Origin of the sequence: Owariibacterium komagatae (genome assembly GCF_045865535.1) — a bacterium.
Classification (GTDB): Bacteria; Bacillota; Clostridia; order Oscillospirales; family Ruminococcaceae; genus Ruthenibacterium; species Ruthenibacterium komagatae.
In genome coordinates this window covers 1,880,490-1,906,613 of the sequence record NZ_AP031406.1, presented here as the reverse complement: position 1 = coordinate 1,906,613, position 26,124 = coordinate 1,880,490, and the positions used below count along the sequence as shown (strand labels likewise).

Annotated in this window: 27 protein-coding genes, 1 pseudogene and 1 riboswitch; of the genes and pseudogenes, 18 read left to right on the top strand and 10 right to left on the bottom strand. The window is 52.4% G+C overall.

The genetic code is table 11. The annotated features are described in order from the left end of the window. Positions 1-22: 22 nt before the first annotated feature. Positions 23-859: a sigma-70 family RNA polymerase sigma factor gene (locus ACKTS9_RS09395; RefSeq protein WP_407880390.1), complete on the bottom strand. Its 837-nt coding sequence runs from the start codon at positions 857-859 to the stop codon at positions 23-25. Positions 860-1,120: 261 nt separating this feature from the next. Between ACKTS9_RS09395 and ACKTS9_RS09390 the strand changes: the two genes are divergently transcribed. The 7 genes from ACKTS9_RS09390 to mobQ all read left to right on the top strand — a co-directional run bounded on the left by ACKTS9_RS09390 (position 1,121) and on the right by mobQ (position 8,234). Further along, on the top strand, positions 1,121-1,324 hold the full coding sequence (locus tag ACKTS9_RS09390; protein ID WP_002595096.1) for a transposon-encoded TnpW family protein: 204 nt from the start codon (positions 1,121-1,123) through the stop codon (positions 1,322-1,324). A gap of 1 nt (position 1,325) precedes the next feature. Next, the gene (locus ACKTS9_RS09385) at positions 1,326-3,245 is read left to right on the top strand and encodes a DUF4368 domain-containing protein (protein ID WP_407880387.1); all 1,920 of its coding nucleotides are present in this window, start codon (positions 1,326-1,328) and stop codon (positions 3,243-3,245) included. A gap of 66 nt (positions 3,246-3,311) precedes the next feature. Next, positions 3,312-3,932, top strand: a complete 621-nt coding sequence (locus ACKTS9_RS09380) for a CHC2 zinc finger domain-containing protein (RefSeq protein ID WP_407880385.1) — start codon at positions 3,312-3,314, stop codon at positions 3,930-3,932. Next, positions 3,910-5,289 (top strand): phage/plasmid primase, P4 family, encoded by a 1,380-nt coding sequence (locus ACKTS9_RS09375; protein ID WP_407880383.1) that lies wholly within the window; start codon positions 3,910-3,912, stop codon positions 5,287-5,289. Before ACKTS9_RS09380 ends, ACKTS9_RS09375 begins: the two co-directional genes overlap by 23 nt. 389 nt (positions 5,290-5,678) lie before the next feature. Continuing rightward, on the top strand, positions 5,679-5,891 hold the full coding sequence (locus tag ACKTS9_RS09370) for an LLM class flavin-dependent oxidoreductase (RefSeq protein ID WP_204889940.1): 213 nt from the start codon (positions 5,679-5,681) through the stop codon (positions 5,889-5,891). A 4-nt stretch (positions 5,892-5,895) separates the two neighbouring features. Then, a complete protein-coding gene (locus tag ACKTS9_RS09365) occupies positions 5,896-6,102 on the top strand; it encodes a DUF3847 domain-containing protein (RefSeq protein ID WP_407880381.1) in 207 nt (68 codons plus the stop codon). Between the two features lie 437 nt (positions 6,103-6,539). Further along, the gene (mobQ, locus tag ACKTS9_RS09360) at positions 6,540-8,234 is read left to right on the top strand and encodes a MobQ family relaxase (protein WP_407880379.1); all 1,695 of its coding nucleotides are present in this window, start codon (positions 6,540-6,542) and stop codon (positions 8,232-8,234) included. Positions 8,235-8,287: 53 nt separating this feature from the next. Here mobQ and ACKTS9_RS09355 read toward each other — a convergent pair whose 3' ends face one another. Continuing rightward, entirely contained in the window at positions 8,288-8,617 is a 330-nt protein-coding gene (locus ACKTS9_RS09355) for a winged helix-turn-helix transcriptional regulator (RefSeq protein WP_087385830.1), read from the bottom strand. 286 nt (positions 8,618-8,903) lie between these two features. Between ACKTS9_RS09355 and ACKTS9_RS09350 the strand changes: the two genes are divergently transcribed. From ACKTS9_RS09350 to ACKTS9_RS09320, 7 genes are all read left to right on the top strand, one after another. Beyond that, positions 8,904-9,599: an NAD(P)-dependent oxidoreductase gene (locus ACKTS9_RS09350; protein ID WP_407880376.1), complete on the top strand. Its 696-nt coding sequence runs from the start codon at positions 8,904-8,906 to the stop codon at positions 9,597-9,599. A 49-nt stretch (positions 9,600-9,648) separates the two neighbouring features. Further along, complete coding sequence (locus ACKTS9_RS09345) at positions 9,649-10,578, top strand: nuclear transport factor 2 family protein (protein ID WP_407880374.1); 930 nt, start codon at positions 9,649-9,651, stop codon at positions 10,576-10,578. A gap of 141 nt (positions 10,579-10,719) precedes the next feature. After that, positions 10,720-11,121, top strand: a complete 402-nt coding sequence (locus ACKTS9_RS09340; protein WP_407880372.1) for a pyridoxamine 5'-phosphate oxidase family protein — start codon at positions 10,720-10,722, stop codon at positions 11,119-11,121. 15 nt (positions 11,122-11,136) lie between these two features. Next, positions 11,137-11,252: riboswitch (FMN riboswitch) on the top strand. Positions 11,253-11,314: 62 nt separating this feature from the next. After that, entirely contained in the window at positions 11,315-11,950 is a 636-nt protein-coding gene (locus ACKTS9_RS09335; protein ID WP_407880370.1) for an ECF transporter S component, read from the top strand. A gap of 3 nt (positions 11,951-11,953) precedes the next feature. Continuing rightward, the gene (locus tag ACKTS9_RS09330) at positions 11,954-12,586 is read left to right on the top strand and encodes a 4Fe-4S binding protein (RefSeq protein WP_407880368.1); all 633 of its coding nucleotides are present in this window, start codon (positions 11,954-11,956) and stop codon (positions 12,584-12,586) included. Positions 12,587-12,623: 37 nt separating this feature from the next. Continuing rightward, complete coding sequence (locus ACKTS9_RS09325; protein WP_087385826.1) at positions 12,624-13,406, top strand: protein-ADP-ribose hydrolase; 783 nt, start codon at positions 12,624-12,626, stop codon at positions 13,404-13,406. Beyond that, a complete protein-coding gene (locus ACKTS9_RS09320) occupies positions 13,390-14,232 on the top strand; it encodes an SIR2 family NAD-dependent protein deacylase (RefSeq protein WP_407880365.1) in 843 nt (280 codons plus the stop codon). Before ACKTS9_RS09325 ends, ACKTS9_RS09320 begins: the two co-directional genes overlap by 17 nt. Positions 14,233-14,489: 257 nt before the next feature. On the opposite strand, the gene ACKTS9_RS09315 is transcribed toward ACKTS9_RS09320, so the two are convergent. The 7 genes from ACKTS9_RS09315 to ACKTS9_RS09285 all read right to left on the bottom strand — a co-directional run bounded on the left by ACKTS9_RS09315 (position 14,490) and on the right by ACKTS9_RS09285 (position 21,321). Next, a complete protein-coding gene (locus ACKTS9_RS09315) occupies positions 14,490-15,467 on the bottom strand; it encodes a hypothetical protein (protein WP_407880363.1) in 978 nt (325 codons plus the stop codon). A 216-nt stretch (positions 15,468-15,683) separates the two neighbouring features. Continuing rightward, complete coding sequence (locus ACKTS9_RS09310; RefSeq protein WP_407880361.1) at positions 15,684-16,571, bottom strand: mechanosensitive ion channel family protein; 888 nt, start codon at positions 16,569-16,571, stop codon at positions 15,684-15,686. Continuing rightward, positions 16,564-16,917 carry a hypothetical protein gene (locus ACKTS9_RS09305; protein ID WP_407880359.1) on the bottom strand — a complete coding sequence of 118 codons (354 nt, stop codon included), beginning with the start codon at positions 16,915-16,917 and terminating at the stop codon, positions 16,564-16,566. Before ACKTS9_RS09305 ends, ACKTS9_RS09310 begins: the two co-directional genes overlap by 8 nt. Positions 16,918-16,977: 60 nt before the next feature. Further along, positions 16,978-18,129, bottom strand: coding sequence for a hypothetical protein (locus ACKTS9_RS09300; protein ID WP_132587296.1), 1,152 nt, complete (start codon positions 18,127-18,129; stop codon positions 16,978-16,980). Between the two features lie 234 nt (positions 18,130-18,363). Continuing rightward, the gene (locus ACKTS9_RS09295; RefSeq protein ID WP_407880356.1) at positions 18,364-19,554 is read right to left on the bottom strand and encodes a LuxR C-terminal-related transcriptional regulator; all 1,191 of its coding nucleotides are present in this window, start codon (positions 19,552-19,554) and stop codon (positions 18,364-18,366) included. Positions 19,555-20,239: 685 nt separating this feature from the next. Next, complete coding sequence (locus tag ACKTS9_RS09290) at positions 20,240-20,605, bottom strand: hypothetical protein (RefSeq protein ID WP_407880354.1); 366 nt, start codon at positions 20,603-20,605, stop codon at positions 20,240-20,242. Beyond that, on the bottom strand, positions 20,602-21,321 hold the full coding sequence (locus tag ACKTS9_RS09285) for a LytR/AlgR family response regulator transcription factor (RefSeq protein ID WP_058962749.1): 720 nt from the start codon (positions 21,319-21,321) through the stop codon (positions 20,602-20,604). Before ACKTS9_RS09285 ends, ACKTS9_RS09290 begins: the two co-directional genes overlap by 4 nt. A 216-nt stretch (positions 21,322-21,537) precedes the next feature. Between ACKTS9_RS09285 and ACKTS9_RS09280 the strand changes: the two genes are divergently transcribed. The 4 genes from ACKTS9_RS09280 to ACKTS9_RS09265 all read left to right on the top strand — a co-directional run bounded on the left by ACKTS9_RS09280 (position 21,538) and on the right by ACKTS9_RS09265 (position 24,513). Next, positions 21,538-21,903, top strand: coding sequence for a hypothetical protein (locus ACKTS9_RS09280; protein WP_204889755.1), 366 nt, complete (start codon positions 21,538-21,540; stop codon positions 21,901-21,903). Between the two features lie 252 nt (positions 21,904-22,155). Further along, positions 22,156-22,716: an RNA polymerase sigma factor gene (locus ACKTS9_RS09275; RefSeq protein ID WP_191380804.1), complete on the top strand. Its 561-nt coding sequence runs from the start codon at positions 22,156-22,158 to the stop codon at positions 22,714-22,716. Then, on the top strand, positions 22,713-23,510 hold the full coding sequence (locus ACKTS9_RS09270; RefSeq protein WP_204889754.1) for a hypothetical protein: 798 nt from the start codon (positions 22,713-22,715) through the stop codon (positions 23,508-23,510). The genes ACKTS9_RS09275 and ACKTS9_RS09270 overlap by 4 nt, the downstream gene beginning before the upstream one ends. Before the next feature lie 430 nt (positions 23,511-23,940). Beyond that, entirely contained in the window at positions 23,941-24,513 is a 573-nt protein-coding gene (locus ACKTS9_RS09265) for an MFS transporter (protein WP_338109753.1), read from the top strand. 192 nt (positions 24,514-24,705) lie between these two features. Here the strand turns inward: ACKTS9_RS09265 and ACKTS9_RS09260 are convergent. Next, positions 24,706-25,895, bottom strand: a pseudogene (locus ACKTS9_RS09260) (IS256 family transposase). Between the last annotated feature and the right edge of the window lie 229 nt (positions 25,896-26,124).

Sequence of the window (26,124 nt, the reverse complement as noted above, 5' to 3'; positions counted from 1 at the left end):
TTCTCCTTAATCGTCCCAATTATCAGGGGCGGTTTTTCTTTTTTCTGCGCTTGGTCTTATTCTCCCGCCGGATCACGGCGTCCTTGCCCTGTTTTCTTGCGATTTTCGAGTATTCCTCCAAAAATTGGCGTTCCCGCAAGGTTAGGCTGCCGCCATGCTCCTGCTTGCCGCACAGATGGTCATACATCTGGCGCTGCAATTTCTTGTGGATGGTTTTCCGCAGTTTGCGGATATTGCGGTCAGACTGCCCACGCACAGCGGCAAGCCGGGTAGAGCTGTATAGGCGCAAAGAGAGAAAATACAGAACTTCCTTATGCTCCTCGCTCAGTTCCTCCACCATGCGGGAAATAAAGGGATCAGCGGTCAGGTTGTGCATCTCATAGGGGCAGTCAAACAGGATGTCCAGAAAGTTCCCGGCCATCAGCTGCCGGTATGTGGGGTTGTTCATCCAGCGGGGAATGAGCTTCGGTTCCGGCACCGCCTGATATTCCAGTGGCACATCCCCACGGAGGTTTTCGTGGTCCCGTTCCCGGCGCTCCCGGTTCCGATCCAGCTTGTTCCATTCCTCCACCACAGCCCGGAAATCCTTTTCGGTACGGGCCGCTTCCTCCAGCCGCCGTATGGCCTCAGCCCGCATCTCCTGTTTGAGCCGCTTATCACTGATCGGGGCGGCTTCTTCTTCCTCGTCCTCCAGCTCCGCTTCATAGTCGATGGGATGCTCGTCCTGCTCCAGCTCACTTTCCAGCTCGGCCAGACGTTCTTCCGCAAGCGCCTGTTCCAGCGTTTCTTCCGCCCCAGCGTCCCATCCGGTGAAGCCACCCTCGGTATCCAGAAGCTCGTCATCAGACAGATACGCCATGACCCCACCTCTTTTCAAAAAAATTTTTGCGATTTTTCAAAAATGGTTCCGTTTTGCACCCCGGATTTCTCCTATTAGTGGAAGAGTAATCTAAAAATAAGTTACTTGGGTTACATCGGCTCGTTCACGCAGGAGAAAGGGGGCTTTCGCCATGTTCAGGCTTGACGCAAAAAAGAAGTAACATAATTACAGGTTACAAACATCGGAACTATAACAACAGTATACACCGGATGTGCTGAAAGCGCAAGAAAGAGAGGTTCTATGGCAGATAAAAACGCCGTGTTTCTGACCCGGCACATTGGCAAGACCACCTATAAAGTTCGTGTCTACCTCAGCGAAACCGCCGAGGAAACGATGGAAGATAAAATTTTGCGGCTGATCCGCAACGACGGGCTGGCAAATCAGCCGGAATGTGGTATAATGGAACTGCCACAAATGAGCCGTCCGTCTGAAAGGAGCGCCTGATATGGCAAACAGACAGACGGAAGAAAAAATCACTGCGCTCTATGAGCGCCTGTCCCGTGACGATGACCTCACGGGCGACTCGAACTCCATTCTGAACCAAAAACGTTATCTCGAAAGCTATGCAGCGCAGCGGGGCTACACCAATATCGTCCACTACACAGACGATGGGTGGTCCGGCGGCAACTTTGACCGTCCCGCATGGAAGCACCTTGTGGCGGACATCGAGGCGGGCAAGGTGGCCCACTTGCTGTGTAAGGACCTAAGTCGGATCGGCAGAAACTACCTGCAAACCGGCTTTTACACCGAGGTAATGTTCCGACAGAATGGGGTTCATTTTGTTGCTGTCGCCAATAACATTGACAGCGAGGAACAGGACAGCGGCGAGTTTGCGCCCTTTCTCAATATCATGAACGAATGGTATCTGCGTGACCAGTCCAAAAAGGTTTCGGCAGCATACCGTGTCAAGGGCAAGGCGGGCAAGCCCACCACCAACAACGCCATCTATGGCTACAAAAAAGACCCGGAGGACAAGGACCACTGGCTGGTGGACGAGGAAGCCGCTGCCGTGGTGCGGCGGATTTTCCGGCTTGCGGTGGAGGGGCACGGCCCCCATGAGATTGCCAAGATACTCACACAGGAAAAGGTGGAGTGCCCCGCCTATTATCTGGCTCGCAACGGCAGAGGCAGCCGGAAGAACACCGTGGACACCAGCCGCCCCTATGACTGGTACGGCTTCACGGTCAGTTCCATGCTGGAGAAACCGGAGTATATGGGGCACACCGTCAATTTCCGTTCTTCCAAAAAGTCCTACCGGGATAAGCGGGTAAAAAATGACCCGTCCGACTGGCTGATCTTTGAGAACACCCACGAGGCCATTGTTGACCCGGAAACCTGGCAGCTGGCCCAGCAGGTGAAACGGACGGTGCGCCGGACGGATACCACTGGCGTCGCCAATCCCCTGACCGGCCTTGTGTTCTGCGCCGACTGCGGAGCCAAGATGTATAACCACCGGGGCAAGCGCAAAAAGGACGGGCGGGAGTATGGAACTGACTTCTATAACTGCTCCACCTATACCCTGACCTTTGAGCGTGAAACCCAGATGTGTTTTTCTCACACCGTCAGCACCAAGGCCCTGAACGCCCTGATTCTGGAAACCATCCGCACCACCGCCAGCTATGCCATCCAGAATAAGGAGGAATTCATTCAGAAGGTTCGCAGCATTTCACAGGTTCGCCAGCAGGAAGCGGCCAAGGAGCTGAAACGCAAGGTCGCCAAGGAGCGCAAACGCAGCGCCGAGCTGGATGTGCTGATTAAAAAGCTGTATGAAACCTATGCCATGGGCAAATTGGAGGAAAAACGGTTCGAGCTGCTGTGTGCCGAATATGAGAAGGAACAGGCCGAGCTGGAACAGCTGCTTGCCTCCGAGCAGGCACAGTTGGATCAGTTCCATGAGGACACGGACCGTGCCAGTCACTTTCTGGCGCTGGCACAGAAATATACGGATTTCACCGAGCTGACCGCCCCCATGCTCCATGAATTTGTGGAGAAAATTCTGGTCCATGCCCCGGACAGAAGCACCGGGGAACGGGTGCAGGAAATTGAGATTTATCTGAATTTCATCGGGAAGTTTGAAGTGCCCATGCCCGAACCCACCGAGGAAGAACTGGCTGCGGAGGAAAAGCGCCGCCAGAAGCGCATCCGTGACCATGAAAAGTATCTGCGCCAGAAGGAGCGCAAACAGAAGATTGCCGAGGGGCTGATCGTTCCGGGTGAACCGTACCAGCTGGTGTGCCAGTGCTGCGGAGAGCCGTTCCAGTCTGTTCGCCCCAACGCTAAATTCTGCAAACCCGCCTGCCGGGAGAAGTTCTACCGGCAGGAAAAGCGGAAAGCCAAAGAAACGGAAACATCACAAACTGCATAAAGACTGCGGCCTGCCCCAACAAACCGGGCAGGCCGCTTTTTTATGCCCTGAAACGGAGGGATTTTCATGACACTCTTTGAACTGGTAAAACAGAATATTTGTGTGCCGGATGCGGCGGAACACTATGGGCTGCAAGTCAACCGAAATGGGATGTGCAGTTGTCCATTCCATGAGGACCAACACCCCAGCATGAAGCTGAACGAACGGTATTTTTACTGCTTCGGCTGCGGGGCCACCGGCGATGTAATCGACCTTGTGGCGAGGTTATTTGACCTGAGCAGTTACGAAGCAGCGCAGAAGCTGGCACAGGATTTTGGGATTGGTCCGGACAAGCCGCCTGCGGCAGCTGCCCTGCCCAAACCGGAGCGTCCTCTGCTGAAAGCATACCGGCAGGAGGAAGTGCGCTGTCTGCGGGTGCTGTGTGATTATCTGCATCTTCTGGAAGGTTGGAAACAGAACTATGCCCCAGCCAATCCAGATGACAGTTTAGATGACCGGTTTGTGGAAGCCTGCCAGATGCTGGACTATGTGGAGTATCTGGCGGATTTGCTCATTGCCGCCGAGCTGGAACAGCGGGTAAAAATCGTGGAAATGCTGAACAAGGATGGCCTGATCGCCGGTTTGGAGGAACGGCTGGACAGGCTGAAAAAGGAGGATAGCGCCCATGAAAAGCAAAGCGCAGCTTGACGGGATGCCCGTCTGGTTCGATGGCAAAAGCATCAACGAAGCCCTGTTTTGTGAGGAGTTCTTGCAGACGCACAAGATCATCTTCACAAACGGGGCTTTTTTCACGCCCGAAGGCCGTGTGACCGATGAACTGCCCCTGCGGGGAGAAATTTTTGAGGAGCTGAAATGCTGTGCGGTCAGCAACATTCCCCGCAAAATCAGCAACATTGTGGAGCTGATGAAACTGGCGGCGTTGGTAGAGGATTTTCCCCCGGAGCCGGATCGGATTCATCTTTCCAACGGCACGCTTTTTCTGGACGGAACTTTTGCGAAAGGAAAGCCGAAAATCGTCCGCAACCGTTTCCCCGTGTCCTACAAGCCCAACGCCCCAAAACCTGTTCTCTGGCTGCAATTTCTGGATGGTCTGCTCTACCCGGAGGACATCCCCACCTTGCAGGAATATATCGGCTACTGCCTGATTCCCAGCAACAAGGGGCAGCGGATGATGGTCATTAAGGGCAGCGGTGGCGAAGGAAAGTCGCAGATCGGCGCTGTGCTGGGAACTTTGTTCGGTTCCAACATGAAGGATGGCAGCATCGGGAAAATATCCGAGAACCGGTTTGCCCGTGCCGATTTGGAACATATCCTCCTGTGCGTGGATGACGATATGCGAATGGAGGCCCTGCGCCAGACCAACTATGTGAAATCCATCGTCACTGCCCAGGGCAAGATGGATTTGGAGCGCAAGGGCAAGCAGAGCTATCAGGGATGGATGTGCGCCCGGCTGCTGGCCTTCTCCAACGGAGATTTGCAGGCGCTGTTTGACCGGAGCGACGGATTTTATCGCCGCCAGCTGGTGCTGACCACGAAAGAAAAACCGGCTGGCCGTGTGGATGATCCTGACCTTGCCGAGAAGATGAAAGCCGAGGTGGAGGGTATTCTGCTGTGGGCTTTTGAGGGATTGCAGCGGCTGGCCGCAAACAACTTCAAGTTCACCGAGAGCCAGCGCACCAAAGACAACCGGGAAGCAGTCAAACGGGACAACAACAATGTCTATGATTTTCTGGATTCTGACGGGTATGTTCGCCTGAAAGCCGATCTATCTGCCAGCTCCAAAGAACTGTACGAGGCATACCAGATTTACTGCACCGAAAACAACCTGCCTGCCCTGAAGCCACGCAGCTTCAGCGAAGCCCTGATCGCCTACCAGAGCCGCTACAATCTGGAATACTGCAACAATGTGACCAACGCAGCCGGACGGCGGGTACGTGGCTTTCTTGGGATTGAAGTATTGGTAAGAAATCATATATCAGTGTTTTCCGGTGATTCGATGCGTACGTACGTACCGGAAGATGTACCGGAGGAATGGCGGCGCTGAACCGTGTACGTACGTACGCTTTGATTGACCCTTGTTCTCCCTTTTATAGCAATTCAGCGGCTATGTCAGTCAGAATCACCGGTTAAATCCCCATGTTAAATCAAGGCAAGTGGGAATCGGAAAGTATTTGACGGCTGGAAGAAATCATTTTGCGAAACCGTGCTTCTCACCCCGGTGAACCGGGTGCATGGAACCATGGGAAAATGCACGGTTTCAAGCCAAATCACACGGAACGGAAAAGTCGGAAGGTGCGACCTATGGACAGGACATCACACCGGCAATTCTGAACGGATTTGTTGACGAGAGAATTTTTCACGACATAGCGAAGCGGTTATGCCAGAGGGCGTACCGGCTTCGCTTTTTTATCAAGTAAATTTAGGAGGATTTTTATGATGACGGTACGCAACGAGATTAAGGCACAGATCGTCCGGGCCGGATATACCATGCAGGAGGTAGTTGACCGGCTCCATGAGGAATACGGCTGGTCGGACAGCGTTTCCAACCTGTCGGCCAAGCTCCAGCGGGAATCCATCCGCTACAAGGAGGTTATGGAGCTGGCCGACGTGCTGGGCTATGACCTGATCTGGCAGAAACGGAGGTAAAGCCATGACAAGTGAAGAAAAGAAACTGTTGCAGGCAAAGCACCGCTTGGAGGAAGCCCAGGCACGGGACCGGGTGAAGGAGCGAAAAGCCCGGACAAGGCGGCTCATTCAGGAGGGCGCTGTACTGGAAAAAGTGCTGCCGGAAGTACAGGCGGTAGGGCTTGATAATCTGGAAGAATACCTGCGGCGAAAGCTGACAGCACACGATTGAAAACGGCTGGGAGGTCTCCGGGAAACCGGGGGCCTCCCTCTTTTTTATCCCGAAGGGCGCACTTACTCACCACCTGCTAAAGCAGGCGGTGGTAGCCCTCCCGTTGGTCGGGCACGTGCGCTCTCCGAGGGGGATTGTGGCTCCTGCGGGAGCCGCTGGACAAGGCTGCGTTTCTACCAAACTGCCAGCCTTGCCCATGCAGTCGGCGCAGGGGTTTCCACTTTGGAATCCCCTGTTCATGGGGTGGTATATTGCCACCCCATCCCGCCGCCTGCCTGCGTCAACCTGCCACCGGCAGCTTGACACAGATACAGGGGTGGAACGATTCGCTCCACCCCTGCTGGTGGTACGTCGCATTTCACGACGTACCTGTTGTATCGAGTACGGAAGAAGGGCTGCTGCGTTTCACAGTAGCCCTTCGGAAAGGACGATAGACAATGGCGATTTATCATTTGGAGGCCAAAATAGTCAGCCGTGGAGCTGGGCGCTCCGCCGTGGCTGCTGCGGCCTATCTGAGCTGTTCCCGGATGCTCAACCAGTATGACGGAGTGCAGCACGACTACACCCGCAAACAGGGACTTGGATGGCGGCAGGTTTTTCTGCCAGCCACCGCCCCCGCAGAGTGGCAGGATCGGGAAACCCTGTGGAATGCTGTGGAGGAAACCGAAACCGCAAAGGACAGCCGCCTCGCCCGTGAATTTGTGGCGGCGTTGCCCATAGAGTTGAGCCGGGAGGAACAAATCCAGCTCCTGCAAGATTTCATCAAGGAGCAATTTGTGGCAGACGGAATGTGCGCCGATGCTGCCATCCATGACCCATATCCTCCCGGACACAATCCCCATGCCCATATCCTGTTGACGGTGCGCCCGCTGGATGAAAAGGGAAAATGGCAGTACAAGACTGAGAAAGAATATCTCTGTGTCAAAGACGGCGAGGAACGGGGCTTTACCGCCGCCGAGTTCAAGCAGGCGCAGGCCGACGGCTGGGAGAAACAGTACCAGTACAAAGTGGGCAAAAAGAAGGTGTATATGGCCCCGTCCGCAGCGCAGGCGCAGGGCTATGAACGGGTATCCAAGTATCCCAAAAGCACCAAATATGGCAGACAGAATCCCATCACGGAACGCTGGAACAGCGATGAGCAACTTGTTCTGTGGCGGGCTGCATGGGCAGATGTGGCAAACCGCCATCTGGAACGCACCGGGCACGAAGAACGCATCGACCACCGCAGCCATGCCGAACGTGGCCTGCTGGAGCGGCCTACGGTCCATGAAGGTGTGGTTGCCAGAGCCATGGAGAAAAAGGGCATTATCTCTGACCGATGCGAACTGAACCGGCAGATCAAGGCCGACAATGCCCTGCTCCGAGAGTTGAGGGGACAGGTCAAAAAGCTGGCGCAGGCAGTCAGGAACACCCTCCCGGCGCTTGCTGAGGCCATGGAGAATCTGCGTAAAAATCTGCTGCTGTTCTGCTATCAGCTGGGGTATCTCCGCAAGGGCAAGGAACGCCTGAATGCTTCGCTGAATACGCTGCGCCCTGCCCTCACACAGTACCATCAGCTGGCAAAGGACATTCGGGATAAGACAAAAGAGCGCCGCAGCCTGCTTTCCGAAAAAAAGGCGCTCTCTGCGGTTCATGTATTCCGGCACCGGGAACTGGCGGCTAAGATTGCGGCTCTGACGGAGGATTTGGAGGAACTGCGTTCGGAAAAGAATCTGCTTCTGGCATCGCTGTCATATACAGAGGAAGATGCTGCCGATAAATTTCCTAAAGACATTGCCGCCATGGAGCAGAGCTTGAAACGGTTGGAAGAACAGGAACAGAAATATTCCGCTGAGTTGGACGCTGCCTTGACCGAGTATGCCGGGCTTCGGGAGCAGGCGCAAGGCTTCGATCCGGTGCAGCTCTACGAAACAAAACAGACAATCCGCCCCGGTAAGGAGCAGGAAGCGGAGAACTGGGCACAGCAGGTTTACAGCGAGAAGTACAGCCCGCTTTTGATGTTTGACAGCAAAAAGGCGGTTTCCCGGATGCTGCATGAGGATATGGAACGACAGGCTATGCGGAGAATGGTGCGCCAGACGCAGAAGGAGCAGCATCTCAACAAGAGGAAAGATAAAGGACCGGAACGATAATCAAAAGAGTGCCGCAGAACCATTCATTAGCGATGGTCTGCGGCACTCTTTTATCAACTGTTTTGCGCCTTGTAGTTCTCGCCCCAATTCCACAAAGCGTCCAAGATCGGCTTCAAACTGTACCCCAAATCCGTCAGCGTATATTCCACCCTCGGAGGAACCTCCGCATAGACGGTACGGGTAAGAAGGCCGTTTTCCTCCATCTCTCGCAGCTGAGCGGTCAAAACTTTTTGAGATACATGGCCGATGGATTTTTTCAATTCACCGAAGCGTTTCGTGCCAGGGAGCAAGTCCCGCAAGATCAAAACTTTCCATTTGTCGCTAATCAATGTCAGCGTGGTTTCTACCGGACACGCTGGCAATTCTTTTGTGGCAGTTCCCATACTGACACCTCCTGGTCCATTGGTTTCTATTTTGCGCTTATATCTATATATTACTCTTAGTCTCTAAAACGCGTCAAGAAAATTTTATAAAATTTTTTGTGAATTAGGAAGGCCCAAAAGCCTTGAATTTATCAAAAAGTCACCTTTTGGTAACCGCCTAATTGTTACCGCAAGGTGACCATAGCACAATATTGTGCGTACTTTTCAACCCTCTTTTCCTGCGCTATGATGAATTTGCAAGGAAGGGGAACACCCCGATCCCAAGAAAAATCAGGAGGTATTCCCCATGAGCATCTTTGAAAAGCTGTTCCACACGAACAAGGAAAACACAAGCGACAAGGAGGACAAAAACATGAAAATCGCTGTTATTTGTGCCAATGGCAAAGCCGGTAAACTGATCGTGAAGGAGGCCCTGGACCGCAAGCTGGATGTGACTGCTGTGGTTCGCGGCGAGAACAAGACGGAGGCCAGCCAGGTCATCACCAAAGACCTGTTTGATCTGACCGCCGCTGACCTGAAGGGCTTTGATGTGGTCATCGACGCCTTCGGTGCCTGGACCGAGGACACGCTGCCTCTGCACAGCACTTCCCTCAAGCACCTGTGTGACATCCTCAGCGGTACGGACACCCGCCTGCTGGTGGTGGGCGGCGCCGGAAGCCTGTATGTCAATGCCGAGCATACCGCTCAGGTCATGGATGGCCCGGATTTCCCGGATGTGTTCAAGCCCCTGGCTTCCAACATGGGCAAGGCGCTGACCGAGCTGCGGCAGCGCAAGGATGTCCGGTGGACCTACATCAGCCCTGCCGGGGATTTCCAGGCAGAGGGTGAGCGGACCGGAAACTATCTGCTGGGCGGTGAGGAACTCACCTTGAACAGCCGCGGCGAGAGCATCATCAGCTACGCCGACTACGCCATCGCTATGGTGGACGAGGCTGTGAAGGGCCACCACGATCAGCAGCGCATCTCCGTGGTTCGAGCCTAAACCTCGGCACACCGTAAAACACAACTATACCCCAAAGGAGATTATCGCAATGAAAAAGTTTATTTCCAGCGCCCTTGCGCTGACACTGATTGCTTCCGTTCTGGCCGGATGTTCCAGCAACACTGCTTCCACCTCTGACCCCGGTTCTGCTCCCGAAAGCAGCACGCCCAGCAGCCAGGTGGAAAGCAACACCCAGGAGGAACAGACCAACACCGAAAAGGCCCTGGCCCTGATCGGCACCTTCGCTTCCGGCGATACGGAGACTGCCCGTGAGCTGCTGGACGAGAACTACATCCAGCACAATCTGGCCTATGGCACGGGGGAGGATGCCTTTATCAGCTCCGTGGAATACCTGGCGTCTGCCGATGTAAAGACCACCGTGGAAAACATCCGTTCCTTTGAGGACGGGGACTATGTGTTCCTCCAGACCGTCTATAACTTCGCCGGTGCTGGCGAGCAGGTGGCCTTTGACATCTTTCGCTTTGATGAAGATGGCGAGATTGCCGAGCATTGGGACAACCTGGCCGCCCTTGCTGCGGAGCCGAACCCCTCCGGCCACACCCAGATCGACGGTACAATGGAAGTGACCGATCTGGACAAGACTGAGGAAAACCGGGAACTGGTGAAGAACTTCCTCTACGATGTGATGCAGGGCAACAATCCCGACAAGACCGCCGATTACTTTGACGGTGACACCTACATCCAGCACAACACTGCGATTGCCGATGGCGTCTCCGGCCTGAATGCCGCACTTACAGCTTTGGCGGAGCAGGGCATCCAGATGATCTACGACGAGACCCACATGGTCCTGGCCCAGGGCAACTTCGTCTTGGCGGTCAGTGAGGGAACCTACGGCGGCGCTCCCACCAGCTACTACGACCTGTGGCGTGTGGAGAACGGCAAGATTGCCGAGCACTGGGATGTGATGGAGACCATCGCCGATCAGTCCACTTGGCAGAACGACAACGGCAAGTTCTGATCGAGCATTGTTACCAGCAGGTAACTATACCACAATATTGTGCGTACTTTACGCAGCTAAAGAACGCTGTTACAATCAAATCAGAAACAGAAAGCAAACACTTTCTCAATAACAACAGCAACAGTTTGGAGGTTATCTATTATGAACGAAGTTGTGAAATTTCTGAACGAAAACCCTGTGCAGTACCTCGCCACCGTGGGCCGGGACGGGAAGGCCAAGTGCCGCCCCTTCATGTTCGCCGGTGAGAAAGACGGCAAGCTGTGGTTCTGCACCAACAACCAGAAAGATGTCTACAAGGATATGCAGGCTAACCCTAACATCGAGGTTTCTGTTTCCAGCCCGGCGTATGCCTGGATTCGTCTGAACGGCAAGGCGGTCTTTGAGAACAATATGCCGGTCAAGGAAATGTGCATCCAGAACCCCATCGTCAAGGGCCAGTACCAGACCGCCGACAACCCGATCTTTGAGGTGTTCTATCTGGCCGACGCCCATGCCGTGATTGCCGACTTCTCCGGCAATCCTCCCCAGGTGTACGACCTGTAATCCTGAAAAATCCATACCGATCTTCGGGGCGGGGTGAAAGTCCCCACCGGCGGTAGAGTCCGCGAGCTGAGTAGCATGAGCCGGTGTGATTCCGGCACCGACAGTTACAGTCTGGATGATAGAAGATAGGCCAAGGCCGCCCCGCAATCATGTGGGGCGGCCTTAATCTAAAGCCCATCTCATAAGGAGAGTTATGAACAATCAGTCTATTTCCGTAGCTGCTGTTACAAACAGGCAAGCCGCCTCCCTGCGCAGCACCCGTACCATGACAATGATTTCACTGTTGGCGGCAGTATCCTTTGTTTTATCTTTTCTTGAGTTCCCTGTACCGCTTTCCCCTTCGTTTGCCAGGATGGATCTTTCGGACTTTCCGGCGCTGGTCGGCGCAATGACGATGGGGCCTTGGGCTGGCGTGCTGGTGGAGCTGGTAAAGAACCTGCTGGGATTGCTCAGCACCAGTACCGGCGGTGTGGGCGAGCTGGCCAATTTCCTGATGGGCGGCGCAATGGTCTATCTTGCAGGCATGATCTATTATAAAAATCATCGTCCGGCTTGGCTGGCTTGTCTGACGGGGGCCATCGGCATGGCGATTATGGCGGCTGTGACAAACTATTTTATTCTGCTGCCGCTGTTTGAAACCTTTATGCCGCTGGATGCGCTGATTGCATCTTTCGCTGAATTTATCCCCTTCATACATACCAAGTTGGATGTGGTCTTATGGAATGCGATTCCATTCAATCTGCTCAAAGGGCTTGGGATCGCTCTGGTGACACTGGTGGTATATCCGAAACTGACACCGGTTCTCCGGGGGACAAGCAAGGGGAGGTAAGCTATGACAACACAAGAGATTTTGAACATTCTCCAGTCAGACATCCATTCCGTGGTGTTTGCCACTTTGGACGAACACGGCCTGCCCCAGACCTGTGTGATTGACCTGATGTTGGCGGATGATGACGGTCTTTATTTCCTGACCGCAAAGGGCAAAGCATTTTACCGCCGTTTGATGGCAAAGCCCTTTGTCTCTCTTTCGGGGATGAAAGGCGGAGATACCCTGTCCACCACGGCAATCTCCGTGGGAGGGGCGGTACGCAACATAGGGAAAAAACGGTTAGCTGAAATCTTTGAAAAGAACCCCTATATGGCGAAAATCTATCCTACCGAAAAAAGCCGGGAGGCTCTGGAAGTGTTTCAGCTCTACAAAGGCCAGGGTGAATATTTCGACCTCGCCCAACTTCCGCCCTATCGCCAGAGCTTTTCCTTTGGTGGTGAGCATATTCAGGAAAACGGCTATCGCATTATTCCTGAAAAATGTATCGGCTGCCAGGGCTGCCGAAGCGTCTGCCCGGTGAATTGTATCAGCAATACGATCCCACGAAGCATTGACACCGCCCACTGCTTGCATTGTGGAAACTGCCTTTCCATCTGTCCGGCAGGTGCTGTGGAACGGATCGGGGCAGCAAGCTAAGCCAAAAAATAACAGCATTTCTGAGGGAGGACCCTTTATGAACCGTATCCAACAAATTCAATATTTAATTCAGGTGCTTCTCAAAGAGATGCCTGCCTACCAGGAACAAGCGAGGGCCTTCCCCCAGGATGAACTGTCCCAGCGGAGACTGCTCCGCAGTCTGATGAATGTGCGCCCGCCGATGCCTCTGGACCCGTCGTTCCTTGCGGTGCAGGACGCTTTGCTCTCGGCGGAACGAGAGGAAAAGGGCGTGGTGGAGGCCGACGCGCTCCAGGATCGTCCCGGTCATCCCGGTATCGCTGTTTGGCAGGGGGACATCACCAGGCTGAAAGCCGACGCCATCGTGGACGCAGACAATGACCGGCTGCTGGGCTGTTTCGTTCCCTGCCACGGCTGCATCGACAACGCCATCCACTCGGCGGCAGGGCTTCAGCTCCGGGACGAGTGCAGTCGCCTCATGGAGCAGCAGGGCCACCCGGAACCCCCCGGGCAGGCAAAGCTGACCGGGGGCTACAATCTGCCCGCTCGGTATGTGCTGCATACGGTAGGTCCCATTATCCACGGGCGCGTTACCCCGCAGGACCGGGAGTTGCTGGCCTCCTGCTACCGCTCCTGTTTGAAACTTGCCTCGGAACATAAGCTGCAAAGTGTGGCATTTTGCTGTATCTCTACCGGCGAGTTTCACTTTCCCAATCAAGAAGCCGCCCGGATCGCTGTTCAGACGGTCAAAGAGTTCCTGCAAGCACCAACGACGGTGAGAAAGGTGATTTTCAATGTTTTCAAGGATATTGACGCAAAAATCTATGATGACCTACTCTGAGCAGATCGAGCAGGTAAGGCAGGCGCTGCACGAGGCGGATGCCGTTGTGATCGGGGCAGGCTCCGGCCTGTCAACCTCTGCGGGACTGACCTATTCCGGCCCCCGGTTCCAGGAACATTTCGGAGACTTTATTCAGAAATACAAAATCCAGGATATGTACTCCGGGGGTTTTTACCCGTTTGAAACTCTGGAAGAACATTGGGCATGGTGGAGCCGCCATATTATGATAAACCGATACGAGAAAGCCCCTAAGCCCGTTTATGATGAACTGCTGAAGCTGGTCCATGATAAAGATTACTTTGTCCTTACCACCAATGTGGACCATCAATTCCAGCTGGCCGACTTTGATAAGGAGCGGCTGTTCTATACCCAGGGAGACTACGGCCTGTGGCAATGCTCGGAGCCATGCTGTCAAAAGACCTGGGACAACGAGGAAACTGTCCGGCGCATGGTGGCAGAGCAGCGGGATATGCGTGTCCCCACAGAACTTGTCCCGCATTGCCCGGTTTGCGGCAGGCCCATGACCATGAATCTGCGGTGCGACAACACCTTCGTCCAGGACGAGGGCTGGTATGCCGCTTATTCCCGCTACGAGGATTTCCTTCGTCGGCATGGAAACGCAAAGGTGGTCTATCTGGAATTAGGTGTGGGCGGCAATACGCCGGTCATCATCAAGTACCCGTTCTGGAAGATGACCTATCAGAACGCCAACGCATTTTATATCTGCATCAATCTGTCTGAATCCTGCTGCCCCAAGGAAATTCAAGCGAGGGCTGTCTGCATCAATAGGGATGTTGGTGCCACATTGCATGAGCTGTGTCTGTAAACGGAAAGTGCCGATACAGCCCGGATAGCGAAGTATTTAGAAATTTTCTCAAGATAATAAATCGAAAGCAATATTTCCCTCATGTGTGAAAACCGAAGGGAAATATTGCTTTTTTAATTGTAATAAAGGATGTCATAAAAGTACGGAGTATCTATTTCGTTTGTATATGGAGAAATCCCCTTGACAAATCTCTTTCCAGCTTCCTGCCCCATTTTTTTACCATTTTCTCCACTCCTTCCTTTCTGTCAATTTCAGTGTCAGACCAGCGGATCTATAATCGGATTTTTGTAGGTAAACCGGTGCCCGTTCAACTCCATATCCAGCGCGACAGTCGCCTTGGCATCGGCGGAAATGGGCTGCGGCAGTGTGGCGGTGATCACTCGGATATAATCTGTGACAGTCTCCACCTCATCCGGAGTATCCATATGGGACACCTGGCTTTCCTCTGTTTCATCCGCAACCGTGTAGTTTTCCTGTGGGATGGGCTGGCCGTCCACGAACACCGTCACGCTGACCGTCTCGCCCGCAGCGTCTTCCGGCGCGCCGCAAACCACGGGGATGAAATCCTCGCCCAGCAAGTTATACAGCCGGACCTTCACCGCGCCGGCATCCTTTTCGTACCGCACGGATATGGAGCTCGGGCCGTCTCCCATATGCTCGGACGCGTATTCCTCGCTTTCTCCGTCTGTCCGCTCGATGGTCAGTGTGAACGCAAAGTCAGGGAAAGCGCCCTCGCCGTTGGCCGCCCAGTAGGCTTCAAAATCCGGTACATAATTATAATATGTAGTGCTATAATGCCCGGTCTTAATATCCTCCTGGGGAATACCGGCACCAAATTGATCTTCATAGTATGTTTCTCCTGAAATCTGATCGAACATGGTGATCTTGGCCGATGAAATGGTCTCAGGATCCGCCAGGGTCACATCGATCAGGCCGTAAGAGCCGCCTATGGTAGCGGTGTAAATGGAGCTTTCCTCTTTAGGCTCTGGGGGCAGTTCCTCTGCTGATGGCGGAACCTGCATAGAATTATCATTAGGCTGTACTTGCGTTGCATCGTCGGGTGGGTCTGGGGGCAGTTCCTCTGCTGATGGCGGAACCTGCATAGGATTATCATTAGGCTGTACTTGCGTTGCATCGTCGGGTGGGATAGAAGAGGTCATATCTCCAGCTTCTGGCAATCCGGCCTCATACACCGCAACGGCCAACAATATCAGCGAGAACAACATAGTTGCCATACGCCATATGTTCTTGCGCTTCATCCTAAACGAATTGTTTTTTCCGCTGCTGTGAAACTCAGGAGGTAACGGTGCGCGTTCTGGTCCAGGAGAAGGTTCCGGCGGGATCATATACTCCTCTGGCAGAGGAAATTGTTCAGGTAAAGTATCCTCTGACGGAAGCTTATGCTCTAAAGGCGGCTCATGCCGCACATCTTTCCTTTTCATATTCATAGCCTATCTGCTGTGAACATCCAACTGCGGGAAGGGGCACTCCACTCCCAGCCGACGGAAGCCTAGCAACAGCTCTCGATTGAGGATTCGGATTGCTGAGTAGATATCTTCCTCTCTCACATCCACACAAAAACGCAGTATAACAGCGCTGTCGGCCAGACTTTGCACACCCAAGTAGACAGGCCCCGCTTTCATTGCATCACTATGTGCTTTGTAGATCTCATCAAGCAGCCCTGGAAGAGCTGCCTCCAAGTCTTCCAAGTCGGTCTTGTAGGGAATAGGTATATCGCAAATAGACTTTGAGACGCGATCAGATCGATTTAAAATGTTGCGCATATCCGCGTTATTGATGACTTTGATGTTCTCGCTGCCATCGGTAATTGATGTCGTGCGAATGCCAATATCGGTCACTGTCCCACGAAATCCCCCTATCTCCACAATGTCTCCCACGTTGTATTGATTTTCAAAGAGCATAAATAGGCCAGTTACAAGATCAGCAATAAGACTCTCTGCACTGAACCCAACGATCAACGTCAGTACCCCTACGCTGGCCAATACCGCCGTAATATTTACTCCAATGATCGTCAGGCCCCAACAGAGTATAACGATGGCAGCTGCGTATTTCAACAGGCTGCGGATAATTGTAATCACCGACCGGGCACGATGTGCCTCTGGCTTGCAATATCCCAAGATAAGCTCTACCAGGTATTCCACGAACAGTACCCCTGCCATCATGATAACAAGGCGCAGCAACACATCGGCACTAAACGCCCAACTGGAAGCAAGCGCATCTGGTTGTATTGCCCCAGTTAAAAAACCGGTAATTATCGCAGCGACTAGTACCACTGCCAAGATCAAAAGCTTTATTACTCCTGCACGTTTCTTATCCATATTTATCCTCCTTCTGCGGCATTATTATAGCAGCGCGATTATTCATCAAAAGCTCGTTTTCCAGATATTGTACGATTCGATCCATCACAGCGGTCATGGCCCGCTCTTTTCCCTGCTCAGACAATCCCACGCAGGACTGCAGCATGGTGACCTTCAGCTCGGTCCCCATCTCTTGCTCCTCGGCAGAGATAGAAAAGGTGCTGAGATTGCCGTATACCTCCGCTTTGGCCACGACCGTGTTCTCTTTCTTTTGATAAGGCACTCCTTCGCCGTCCAGCACGTCATAAATTCCAAGGAGCACATACCGACGGACATATGGGATGATCTTCGAGATACTATAATTCATTCACGCTCCTCCTGTTCGTTAAAAAAATGCAGCTACCTGTCGTTGTAAGCAGGGCAGTTTTCACTCAATATAGCCGCTGATGGGCTGTACGTACATCTCGTCTTCCGTCACCGGCTGATAGCGCTCCCCAGAATAGCTGTCGCTCCAGCCGTTCTCCGCCCGGTAGATATCACCTGTTTCCGTGTCGTAAACGCGCTCATATCCCAATGTGGCGTCGCTCTGCTTCTGGCTCTGGATGTCCACGCTGGTGTCTCGCGCCTTCCAGGAAGACATGATCCCGTTCAGCACCTCGTTTGCATTTCGGCTGAAGTCCATGGCCTGCTGTACCACTTCCTGCCCCGCCTGGATGGTGGCGTTTACAAAGTTTTCCGAGTACTCCAGTGTGCCGAGGCTCTCGGTCAAAATGCCCTCCCACTCAACGAAGGTGTCCTTGGCCGCTGTGACCGCCATGATGTTATACGCCATATAATACCCGCCGTCCGCCTGGGGGAGCTGGTAGCCTACCGGCGGGCCGGCCGCGATGGGAACACTGCCAAAATCCACGACCGACGCGGCAAACATCCCCTCTCCCTCTCTGCCGTCTTCGGTGAAGGTGGCCCGCAGCAGCTCATCGCCCAGCGCGTAGGCGCTCAGGCTGCCGGTGGACGGGAAACGCTCGGTCACAGTGAAGGCCTCAAACTGGGGGAAGGTATAGCCGGCATAGCCGGGGCCATATTGGGCGGCAAAGTCGGCGTACTGCGGGAAGATCTGATAAAAATTCTCTGTAGATGGGCTGGACAGCACGGGAGCCTGGGCAAATATCTGCATATCAGGCATACCGGTCACGCCGGAATAATAGGTCCAGGCGTCCTTTCCCTCCTGACTGTGGAGCAGGATATCCGCCTTCAAGAGAACGAACATCTGATTGAGGGGCTCAGCGGGGTCCTGAATCCGGATGGAGTGATACATCCCTGTACCGCCGCTGGTGACCGTCCAGCCCTTGGGAATCTGGATGCTGAAATCTGGGGTTTCATACAGTTCCAAATCCACAGTCCTGGCCGCCGTTTCCGTGATCGACACCGCGGGTTCCCGGGAAGATGGGGCAGGCTCCGATGTTATCTGACCATCTCCCTTCGGCACGCTTTCGCTCTCCGGTTCGTTTCCCGGACCGCCGCAGGCAGTCAGGCCAAACAGGAGCAGCAGGGCCACTAAAATAGATCCTGTTTTTCTCAAATTTCATTTCCTCCTTATACAGCGACTGCCTGGCCTGAGCGTCCCACACCGCTGCGGACGGGGTGGACGCAAAAAACCGCGCCAGGAGATCCTGACGCGGTTTGTCGTAGGCCGGGATGCTGCGCCAGTATCTGTGGAAAGCGTAGCATAGATGGCCTTAAAATATAAGGTTACATTTGTCTCTTTTTTTATTTTACATCGTTTTTTTCGAATGACAGGGGGGGTACATTTGTCTCACGCCTTGAAATCCGGGCTTTTTTCAGGGGTAACGCCCTTGTTCTCCGGCATCCACTCATAATAGAACTGCAGCAGGCCGATCCGGCTCTGGGTTCCGGTCTTTTCATTCAGGCTTCTGATATGGCGATACAGCACAGGACGGGAAAGGGCCATCTGCTGCGCGATATCCTGCACGCTGCCGTCCGAGACCAGTAAATACTGCAGCACATCCCGCTCCCGGTCAGTCAATGAATAGAGGCTGGCAAAGGAAGAGAACTTTTCCTTCGGCGTGTAGCCCGCCGCCGGAGCCGGGGGCGGCGCCAATACGGCATGAGCCTTGACCGTGTAGGCAAACATCAGGATGCTGGCCGCGACAAACAGCACCAGCATGAGGACGATCAGCGTAATACTCCTGCCGGCAAGGAGCAGCGTCACCGAGCCGTTGGTAACCAGCGCCGCCACGAGATTATTCACCGCCCGTCCCATGCCGGCCCAGAGGTCCGGCAGGCGCATACAGGCAGCGAGCTCCAAAAAACTGGTGGTAAAAAACACGACAAAAAATCCGGAGGCCACATAGGCGACCGCTACTCCGGTCAGGAATGGCCCGCCCCACCGGAGAACAATCACACACAGCACCGAGAGCACCATCACGCAGTACATCATCAGCGCCATATATTTTCTTTTCCGGATATCAAAGAGGAAACCGGCAGCCAGGCCGCTCAGGGCCAGCAGCATACGGGGCCATTGCCCGATGTCCATCGTGCCCGCCGCATGGCCCAGGGTGATCGCGTTATCCAATGTGCTGAATACGCAGGCCATCAGGGCCACCAGAAGTACCAGGAGCAGTCCCGCCGGTATTTTCTTTCTGGACATTTCATCGGGGCGGAGCGCGGTTCGGAGCGGCGCCGTTTCATCCGATGCGAGTGCTTCTTTGTGGATGCGGCGTGTGCGCATGATCAAAACACTCAGTACCGCAAGGGAAACAGAGAGTACCGCGGCCTCCGCGATCTCTATATTTACCAAATTGTTGTTTGCGTACTGTAGCAGGATGCCGGCCGCGTAGGAGATTCCCACCAGGCCGGCTATGCGTTCGGTCCGGATCGTGCAGGCAGCCAGATAATGAACGGAGCCGCCAAAAACGCCCAGCAACAGAAACAGAACCACGCCTGCCGCAAGCGTGACGGAAAACGAGATGTGCTGTTGGATCAAAAATATGCAGATAATGGAGAGGAACGATAGGGAAAATATAAGGATCGTCTTGTTCCTCTCGCGGACAGAGCGGTTTATCAGCGGGTATATAAGAAATCCAAGGGCATTGACGCCCAGCGCATAATTTTGTGCAATGACCGTCTGGCTTTCCTCGACAATGCGGGAGACCATATTGACATATAGATATTCCGAACCAAGAAACACAAATGTAAAAATACTCAGCAATAAAAATATGGCGCTATGCGACGCCATAGCCTGCGTTTTCCTTCTCTCATTGCTCCTCCATATGGCATGAGTATACTGCACTCATATCATTGCTCTGGCACCTGTAACCATCTTAGGGGCCGTTCTCGTTTTACTTCTTGTTTGTTGTCCAAGTGGCTATACTTTATTGTAATTTCTGACGGCCCATTATACCACAACAAGAAACGTCAGGGAACTACAACTCAGGCCAAGCTGTCGTTTGACTTCCTTCAATTATACCACAACAAGAAACGTCAGGGAACTACAACTGATTCCAAACACATAATACGGGAAGAAATATTATACCACAACAAGAAACGTCAGAAAAGTGATTTTCAAAGATCAAAGCCGATCCGAAAAATGGCCTCCCGCTGGTGTCCCGGGGCTGTGTGGTCCGTGCGTATCGGCCATAAAGTTTTCCCTTATAGTTTCCCTTACGCGCTTAACACAGGTCTTTCGGCGGCGGTACAATCCAACACAACAGCGGATGATCTTTTCCCGAAAACAAATCAAAAAAGGCCACAACGCAGTCAAAAAGATACGCTAACAACGCTATCTTATAATTCATTTTTTTCCGTTGATAATACCATGCAACCGCAGTGATAACCAATACTTCAACGGCCATTACGCCGATGGTGGGTAACGACGCCGCTTGCAGAATGGTGGCAAGGCATCCACCAGCACCGGTCAGCAACAATGCTTTCCGCTCCAAAGAAAAATCCGTCAGCCTTGCCACGAGATAAACCCCTAAAAACAGGCGCAGTTCATTGGTGAAAAGGCAAGAAACCACCCGTACCCAATCCATCATATATGCGCCCCCCAAAATTGATTGATTTGTCGCTTGACTTCCTGCAAGTGGGAGCGGCTGATGGGTAGCTGATCGCCGTTTTTCAGTATGGCAATGCTATCGCTGACCTTCATAATCTGGACGATATTGACGATATAACCACGGTCAATAAAAATAAATTCCGGTGCATTCAGTTCATCAAATACCCGCTGCAAGCTCTTTCGTACTTTTGAAGTTCCAACGCTGGACACGATACTGGAATTCTTGCCGTCCCGTTGGATATAGAAAATATCCTTGTAGGGAATCTTCTCCATGTGGTTTGCGGTCTGAATCGTGTATTCCTGTCCAGCCTCCAACTCAATCAGTTTTGCGGCATCAGTTATAGCGGCGGTCAGCTTCGTTTCCAGATTATTTTTCGGCACATAGCGGAAAATGGACAGTTCAAATGCATCAATCGCATACTCCGTATGTGAGGTCACAAAGATAATTCTGGCATTGGGCAGAAACCCTTTGACCTGCTGAGGGATTTCCATGCCGCTGATCCCCGGCATTTCAATGTCCAGCAAAATCAGGTCATAGAAAAAGCCATCATCGGTTATGTCGTAAAGCAAGTTCCGGCTTTGGGTATAGGTCGTTATTTCACAGCCGATGCCTTGCGCTTGTAAGCAAGTCTTGACGATTTTTTCAGTCGAAGCAACGGCCCGTTCTTCATCGTCACATATCGCAATCCGTATCATTTTTCCCCACCTTTCCGCACCAATATAACGCAACATAATAAACTATTTGCAAAAAGCACTTTGTTTGCTGAGAAAAAGCTGAGGACCACCAGTACAAAGAAATTTGTTCTTTTGCCAAGACGCTGCCTTGATTTTTTATTATACTGTGTCTGCCAGCACTTCGCAATTGGCTGTAAAAATTGGATACACTAAAATGAATTTGGGAGGCAGAAAGCTATGATCTACACAGAAGTTGAAAAAAAGGAACTTGATGAAGTCCAGCGGGTGTTTGCAGAACATCTTCGGCAGTGCCCGGATTATGAACTGTTATGGTCGGATAAAGTCGGCTATGTTTGGCTGGCCATTGGTCTCGAACCGCTCTATGTGGATACTGGCCGCCGGATTGTGTCGGCGGAAGATCTTTGCCGGGAGTGCCTGGAGAGTATAGCGTCCGACGTCCTTTACCTTACTGACAATGACCACGGGTTTGAGAATGCCGACCCCCTGGAGCGTGCCGAGATTTGGCGGCGTTGGAGGCCCTTTATAGGCCAACTGCCGCAATTCTCTTACCTCTGCGATGAAATTCTTCCTTTGAAAGATTAGCCAAAAAACAGCTGGCTACCTCAAGTATGAGGCTGCCAGCTGTTTTTCATCATAATATACAGTGTTAACACCGCTCAGGTGCCATGCTCCGCGTAGACAAATTGCAAAGGTTTTCCAAGTGGAACTGCAAAAGATGTTGCAACCGTCATTTCAAAAAGCATGGTATAATTCTTGTGAAAAAATCTTCTCTTTCTTTTAGTATTGTCTGCTAAAACCGTAGTATATAGGTGAAACCAGGAAGGAGGTGGCGCGATGATTGATGATGAAAAAATCATAGAAATGTTCTTTGAGCGTTCCGAGCAAGCCGTACGGGAATTGGATAATAAATACGGAAAAATTTGTCACCATCTTTCGTTCAACATTTTGAACAACAGGCAGGATGCGGAGGAATGTGTCAATGACGCTTACATGGGCGCATGGAATGCTATACCTCCAGCACGCCCTCACCCATTATTCCCCTACATCGTGAAAATCGTTCGGAATATTTCTCTCAAGCTCTATTGGAGGAAAGAAGCAGCCAAACGGAGCGGACACTATACGGTCGCTCTGGAGGAAATTGAGAGCTGTATCTCTGACAGGAAAACCGTAGAAGATGAAATTGAAGCAAGAGAGTTAGCCCGTATCATTGAGGCATTTTTGGATACGCTGACCGTAAAAGAGCGCGTCATCTTCATGCGCCGCTATGCGTATGCAGATACCTATGCGGACATAGCAAAGCGCGTAGGTATCTCTGAAAAAAATGTATCCGTCCGGCTGACTTTAATCCGCCAGAAGATGAAACAACACTTGATAGAAAAAGGGGGGCTTACATGAACGCCAAGCTGTTTTCCGAAGCAATAACCGAAGTCGATAACAAGTATTATGAGGAAGCTGCCACCTATGATTATCGTGTTGACAATGAAGTAGACACTTATTCTCGCGCTTTTGCTCTGAGGCGGAAATTGAAAACCGTGCTGATTGCTGCCGTAATTATGGCGCTTGCATTTTCCACCGTTGCGGCAGCGGCATATCTTTACCATGTTTTTATCGCTAACCGACATACCGAATTGCCGTCTTATGAAGTAGGCGCAAAGGTGGAGCCTAAAACAATCTCCGCATACGCTTTGGAAGAACTCAAAGTCAAACCATATCAGACCTATAAAGCAACATACGGTGAAGCGGAAAAGTATCTTGATGTAGATTTGCTGATTAGTGAGCAGCTTGAGAACACAATATTTGGCCAAGGCGTCGATATTCAAGGCTCTTATTTGAAAGGGGAAAACCCGATTACCTCTGTTACTCTTTATAGCAGGCATGATACTGGAGCAACGATGTCCGGCTATATTGATATGTCCGTGTATGTGTCTATCGGTACATCTGACACATACCAACAGATTGCTCAGATACTAAACCCGGAGTTGATGGAAAAGGACGCAATTCTCTCCGAATATGTGAGCGAAACAAATGGCATAGCTGCTAAGTTTGCTGTTTACGATACCATTGGCAGAGCAAGCGCCTATTTCGTAAATGATGGCATACTGTATAACATTTCCGTTGGCGGATTTGTTGACGAAGATAATGTTGACCCAGCAAATTATCTGAAAGAACTGATTGATACTTTCAAGTAAAGACATCTTTTCTATTGCCAAAAAGCAGCCGTTTCAAGAGAGAAACGGCTGCTTTTTTCTTTTGTCCATGCACAGGTAGAATCGGCCACCGATGACAAACCGAGATTGGAAACGCGCGTGGAATTGATCGCCGGGATTGCGGATACATAACAAGAAACTGTCCTGAAATTGCTGAGATGCTCGCTGCAAACCTCCACTCGTCACATAGATATCAAGCCCCTGCTCCCCACGGCGTTGCAAATGAATCTATGTGTCACGGATGCCGCTCGTAAAAGGCATTCAACTGTTCTGCCAGAGTTTGGGGCGCTTCCTCATTCACGATATGACCAGTGTGTTTTAGGATCCGCGACTCCGCCCCCTGAATGTGCTGAGCGAAAAATTGGGCTGATTTCCTGTTTGCTCTGTCCTTCTCCCCACAAAGAATCAGAGTATCCTCTCTTCCGCAGTCTACTTCACCCGCGATGTGTTCGGCAATGCTGATATGTACTCGCTTATTGCGATCATTTCCATTCTTGTCGCTGTTGTCGTCATGGCATTTGCGCCCAAAATGTTTGCCAAACACGGAAAGCGCAATGTTCTGCTGGTCTTTGCAGTTGTTGGCGTGGTCGGCGGCATCATCGGTTTCGTTGGTGCCAAGCAGTTGAATCCGATTCTCGTATTTGTATCTACCGCACTCCATGGCGCATCGCTGGCACCCTACGTTGCAGCCATCTTCACCTTTGCATCCGACATCGTGGAATATCTGGAACAGCAGCTTGGCCAGCGCTACGAAGGTTTGGTTACCAGTGTTAGTTCCATCGGTTCCAAAGTTGGTACCGGTCTTGGTTCCGCCATCCTTGGCTGGGGTCTGGAAGTGGGCGGCTACGACGGAGCACTGATCCAGCAGGCTCAGAGCGCCAAAGACGCCGAAACGTTCCTGCTTTTCATCGTTCCCACGCTGGCAAGCGTTGTCTGCTTCATCGCCATGTGGTTCTGGGACATTGATAAGAAGATCAAAAAGTAATTTTGCATATATCTCCCTTCGAGAAAGAGCTGCAGACAAGAGTCTGTGGCTCTTTTCTGTATGTGTCTGCCCCGAAAAGTCGGCAGACGTCGGTCGGTCTGTCGTTTTCTGGGTAGTTCGGTTCTGCGTCGGCGTGTGGGTAGTGTCAATAGTTTTGCGCAAATTGGTTTGCAGCCTCTGGCATGAATGAAGTCAGCCAGCAATGGAGACGTCCTCAATGGCAGCCTCCAGGTGCTTCATATTCATGTACTTCTTGTTGCCCCACTGGGTGCCGGCCACATGGTGTAACCGGGCACAGACCAGCATCAGAGCAGAGTTACCATCCGGGAAACTACCCACCACACGGGTGCGGCGGCGGATCTCCCGGTTCAGCCTCTCAATGACATTGTTGGTGCGGATGCGAGTCCAGTGCTCGCTGGGAAAATCGCAGTAGGTCAGCGTTTCCTCAATACCATCCTCCACCTTTTTGGCGGCCTCTTTCAGCTTCAGGGAACGCAGTTCCTCTACCACCGCCTTGGCCTTCTCACGGGCGGCTTTCTTGCTCTCCTGAGCATGGATCGCCTTGAGCATCTTGGCCACCAGCTTCACCTTTGAGCGAGGCGTTACGGAGAACACATTGCGGTAGAAGTGCACGGTACACCGCTGGTATTTGGCCTCAGGGAACACTTCGCCTACGGCCTCCAGCATACCAAGGCACTTGTCGCCAACAATGAGTTTCACCCCGTCCAGGCCTCGGCCACGCAGCCACTGAAAGAAGTTGACCCAGCTGGCTTTGCCCTCCTTCATGCCCTCGACAGCACCCAAAACTCACGGTATCCGTCCTCATTGAACGCAATCGCCACCCAAACAGCTACATTTTCAAATTCTCCGCCCCAGTTGCGGCGCAGGTAGATCCCATCCACATAGACATATGGATACTGCCCACCCTGCAGAGGGCGGTTCCGCCAATCTTCAATGTGGACATACGCTTTCTTATTCAGCTCACTGATGGTGGAAGGAGAAACCTTGCTGCCCCACAGGGCCTCGGTGATGTCCTCCACACGCCGGACAGATACGCCGGCCAGGTACATCTCAATAAGAGCCTCTTCCACACTGCTCTCCCGGCGGCGATACCGCTCAATAATGGCAGTTTCAAAAGAGATTCCCTCGAGCTTAGGCACCTTGAGGGTAACATCCCCGGAAGTGGTGGTGAGGTTACGGCTGTAATGACCGCTGCGATAGCCCTGGCGCTGCTCGTTGCGCTCGTACCGGGCTGCCTGTGTCAGTTTCTCCGCCTCGGCCTCCAGCAGCTCGTTGAGTGTTTCCTCTACGCTTCCGCGCACCAGTTCCTTGAGCTGGCCCTTGATTACTTCCTCGTTTAGCTGTAAAATCTTTTTGGACATGGTTTGCTGTCTCCTTTCAGAATGGTGTGTCGCGACTTCATTCTACCAGAGATCTGCAAACCATGTCTCTTTTTATCCATTTTTCAATTTGCGAAACTTATTCTACCTTATCCAGATACACCGATGCGGTTGATGAGCTTATTATCAAACTTTCAAAGGCGAAGAAAAAGAAAGTACGCATAGTATAAAATATGGAGGTCGATACTTTTTGACGGTATCGACCTCCATC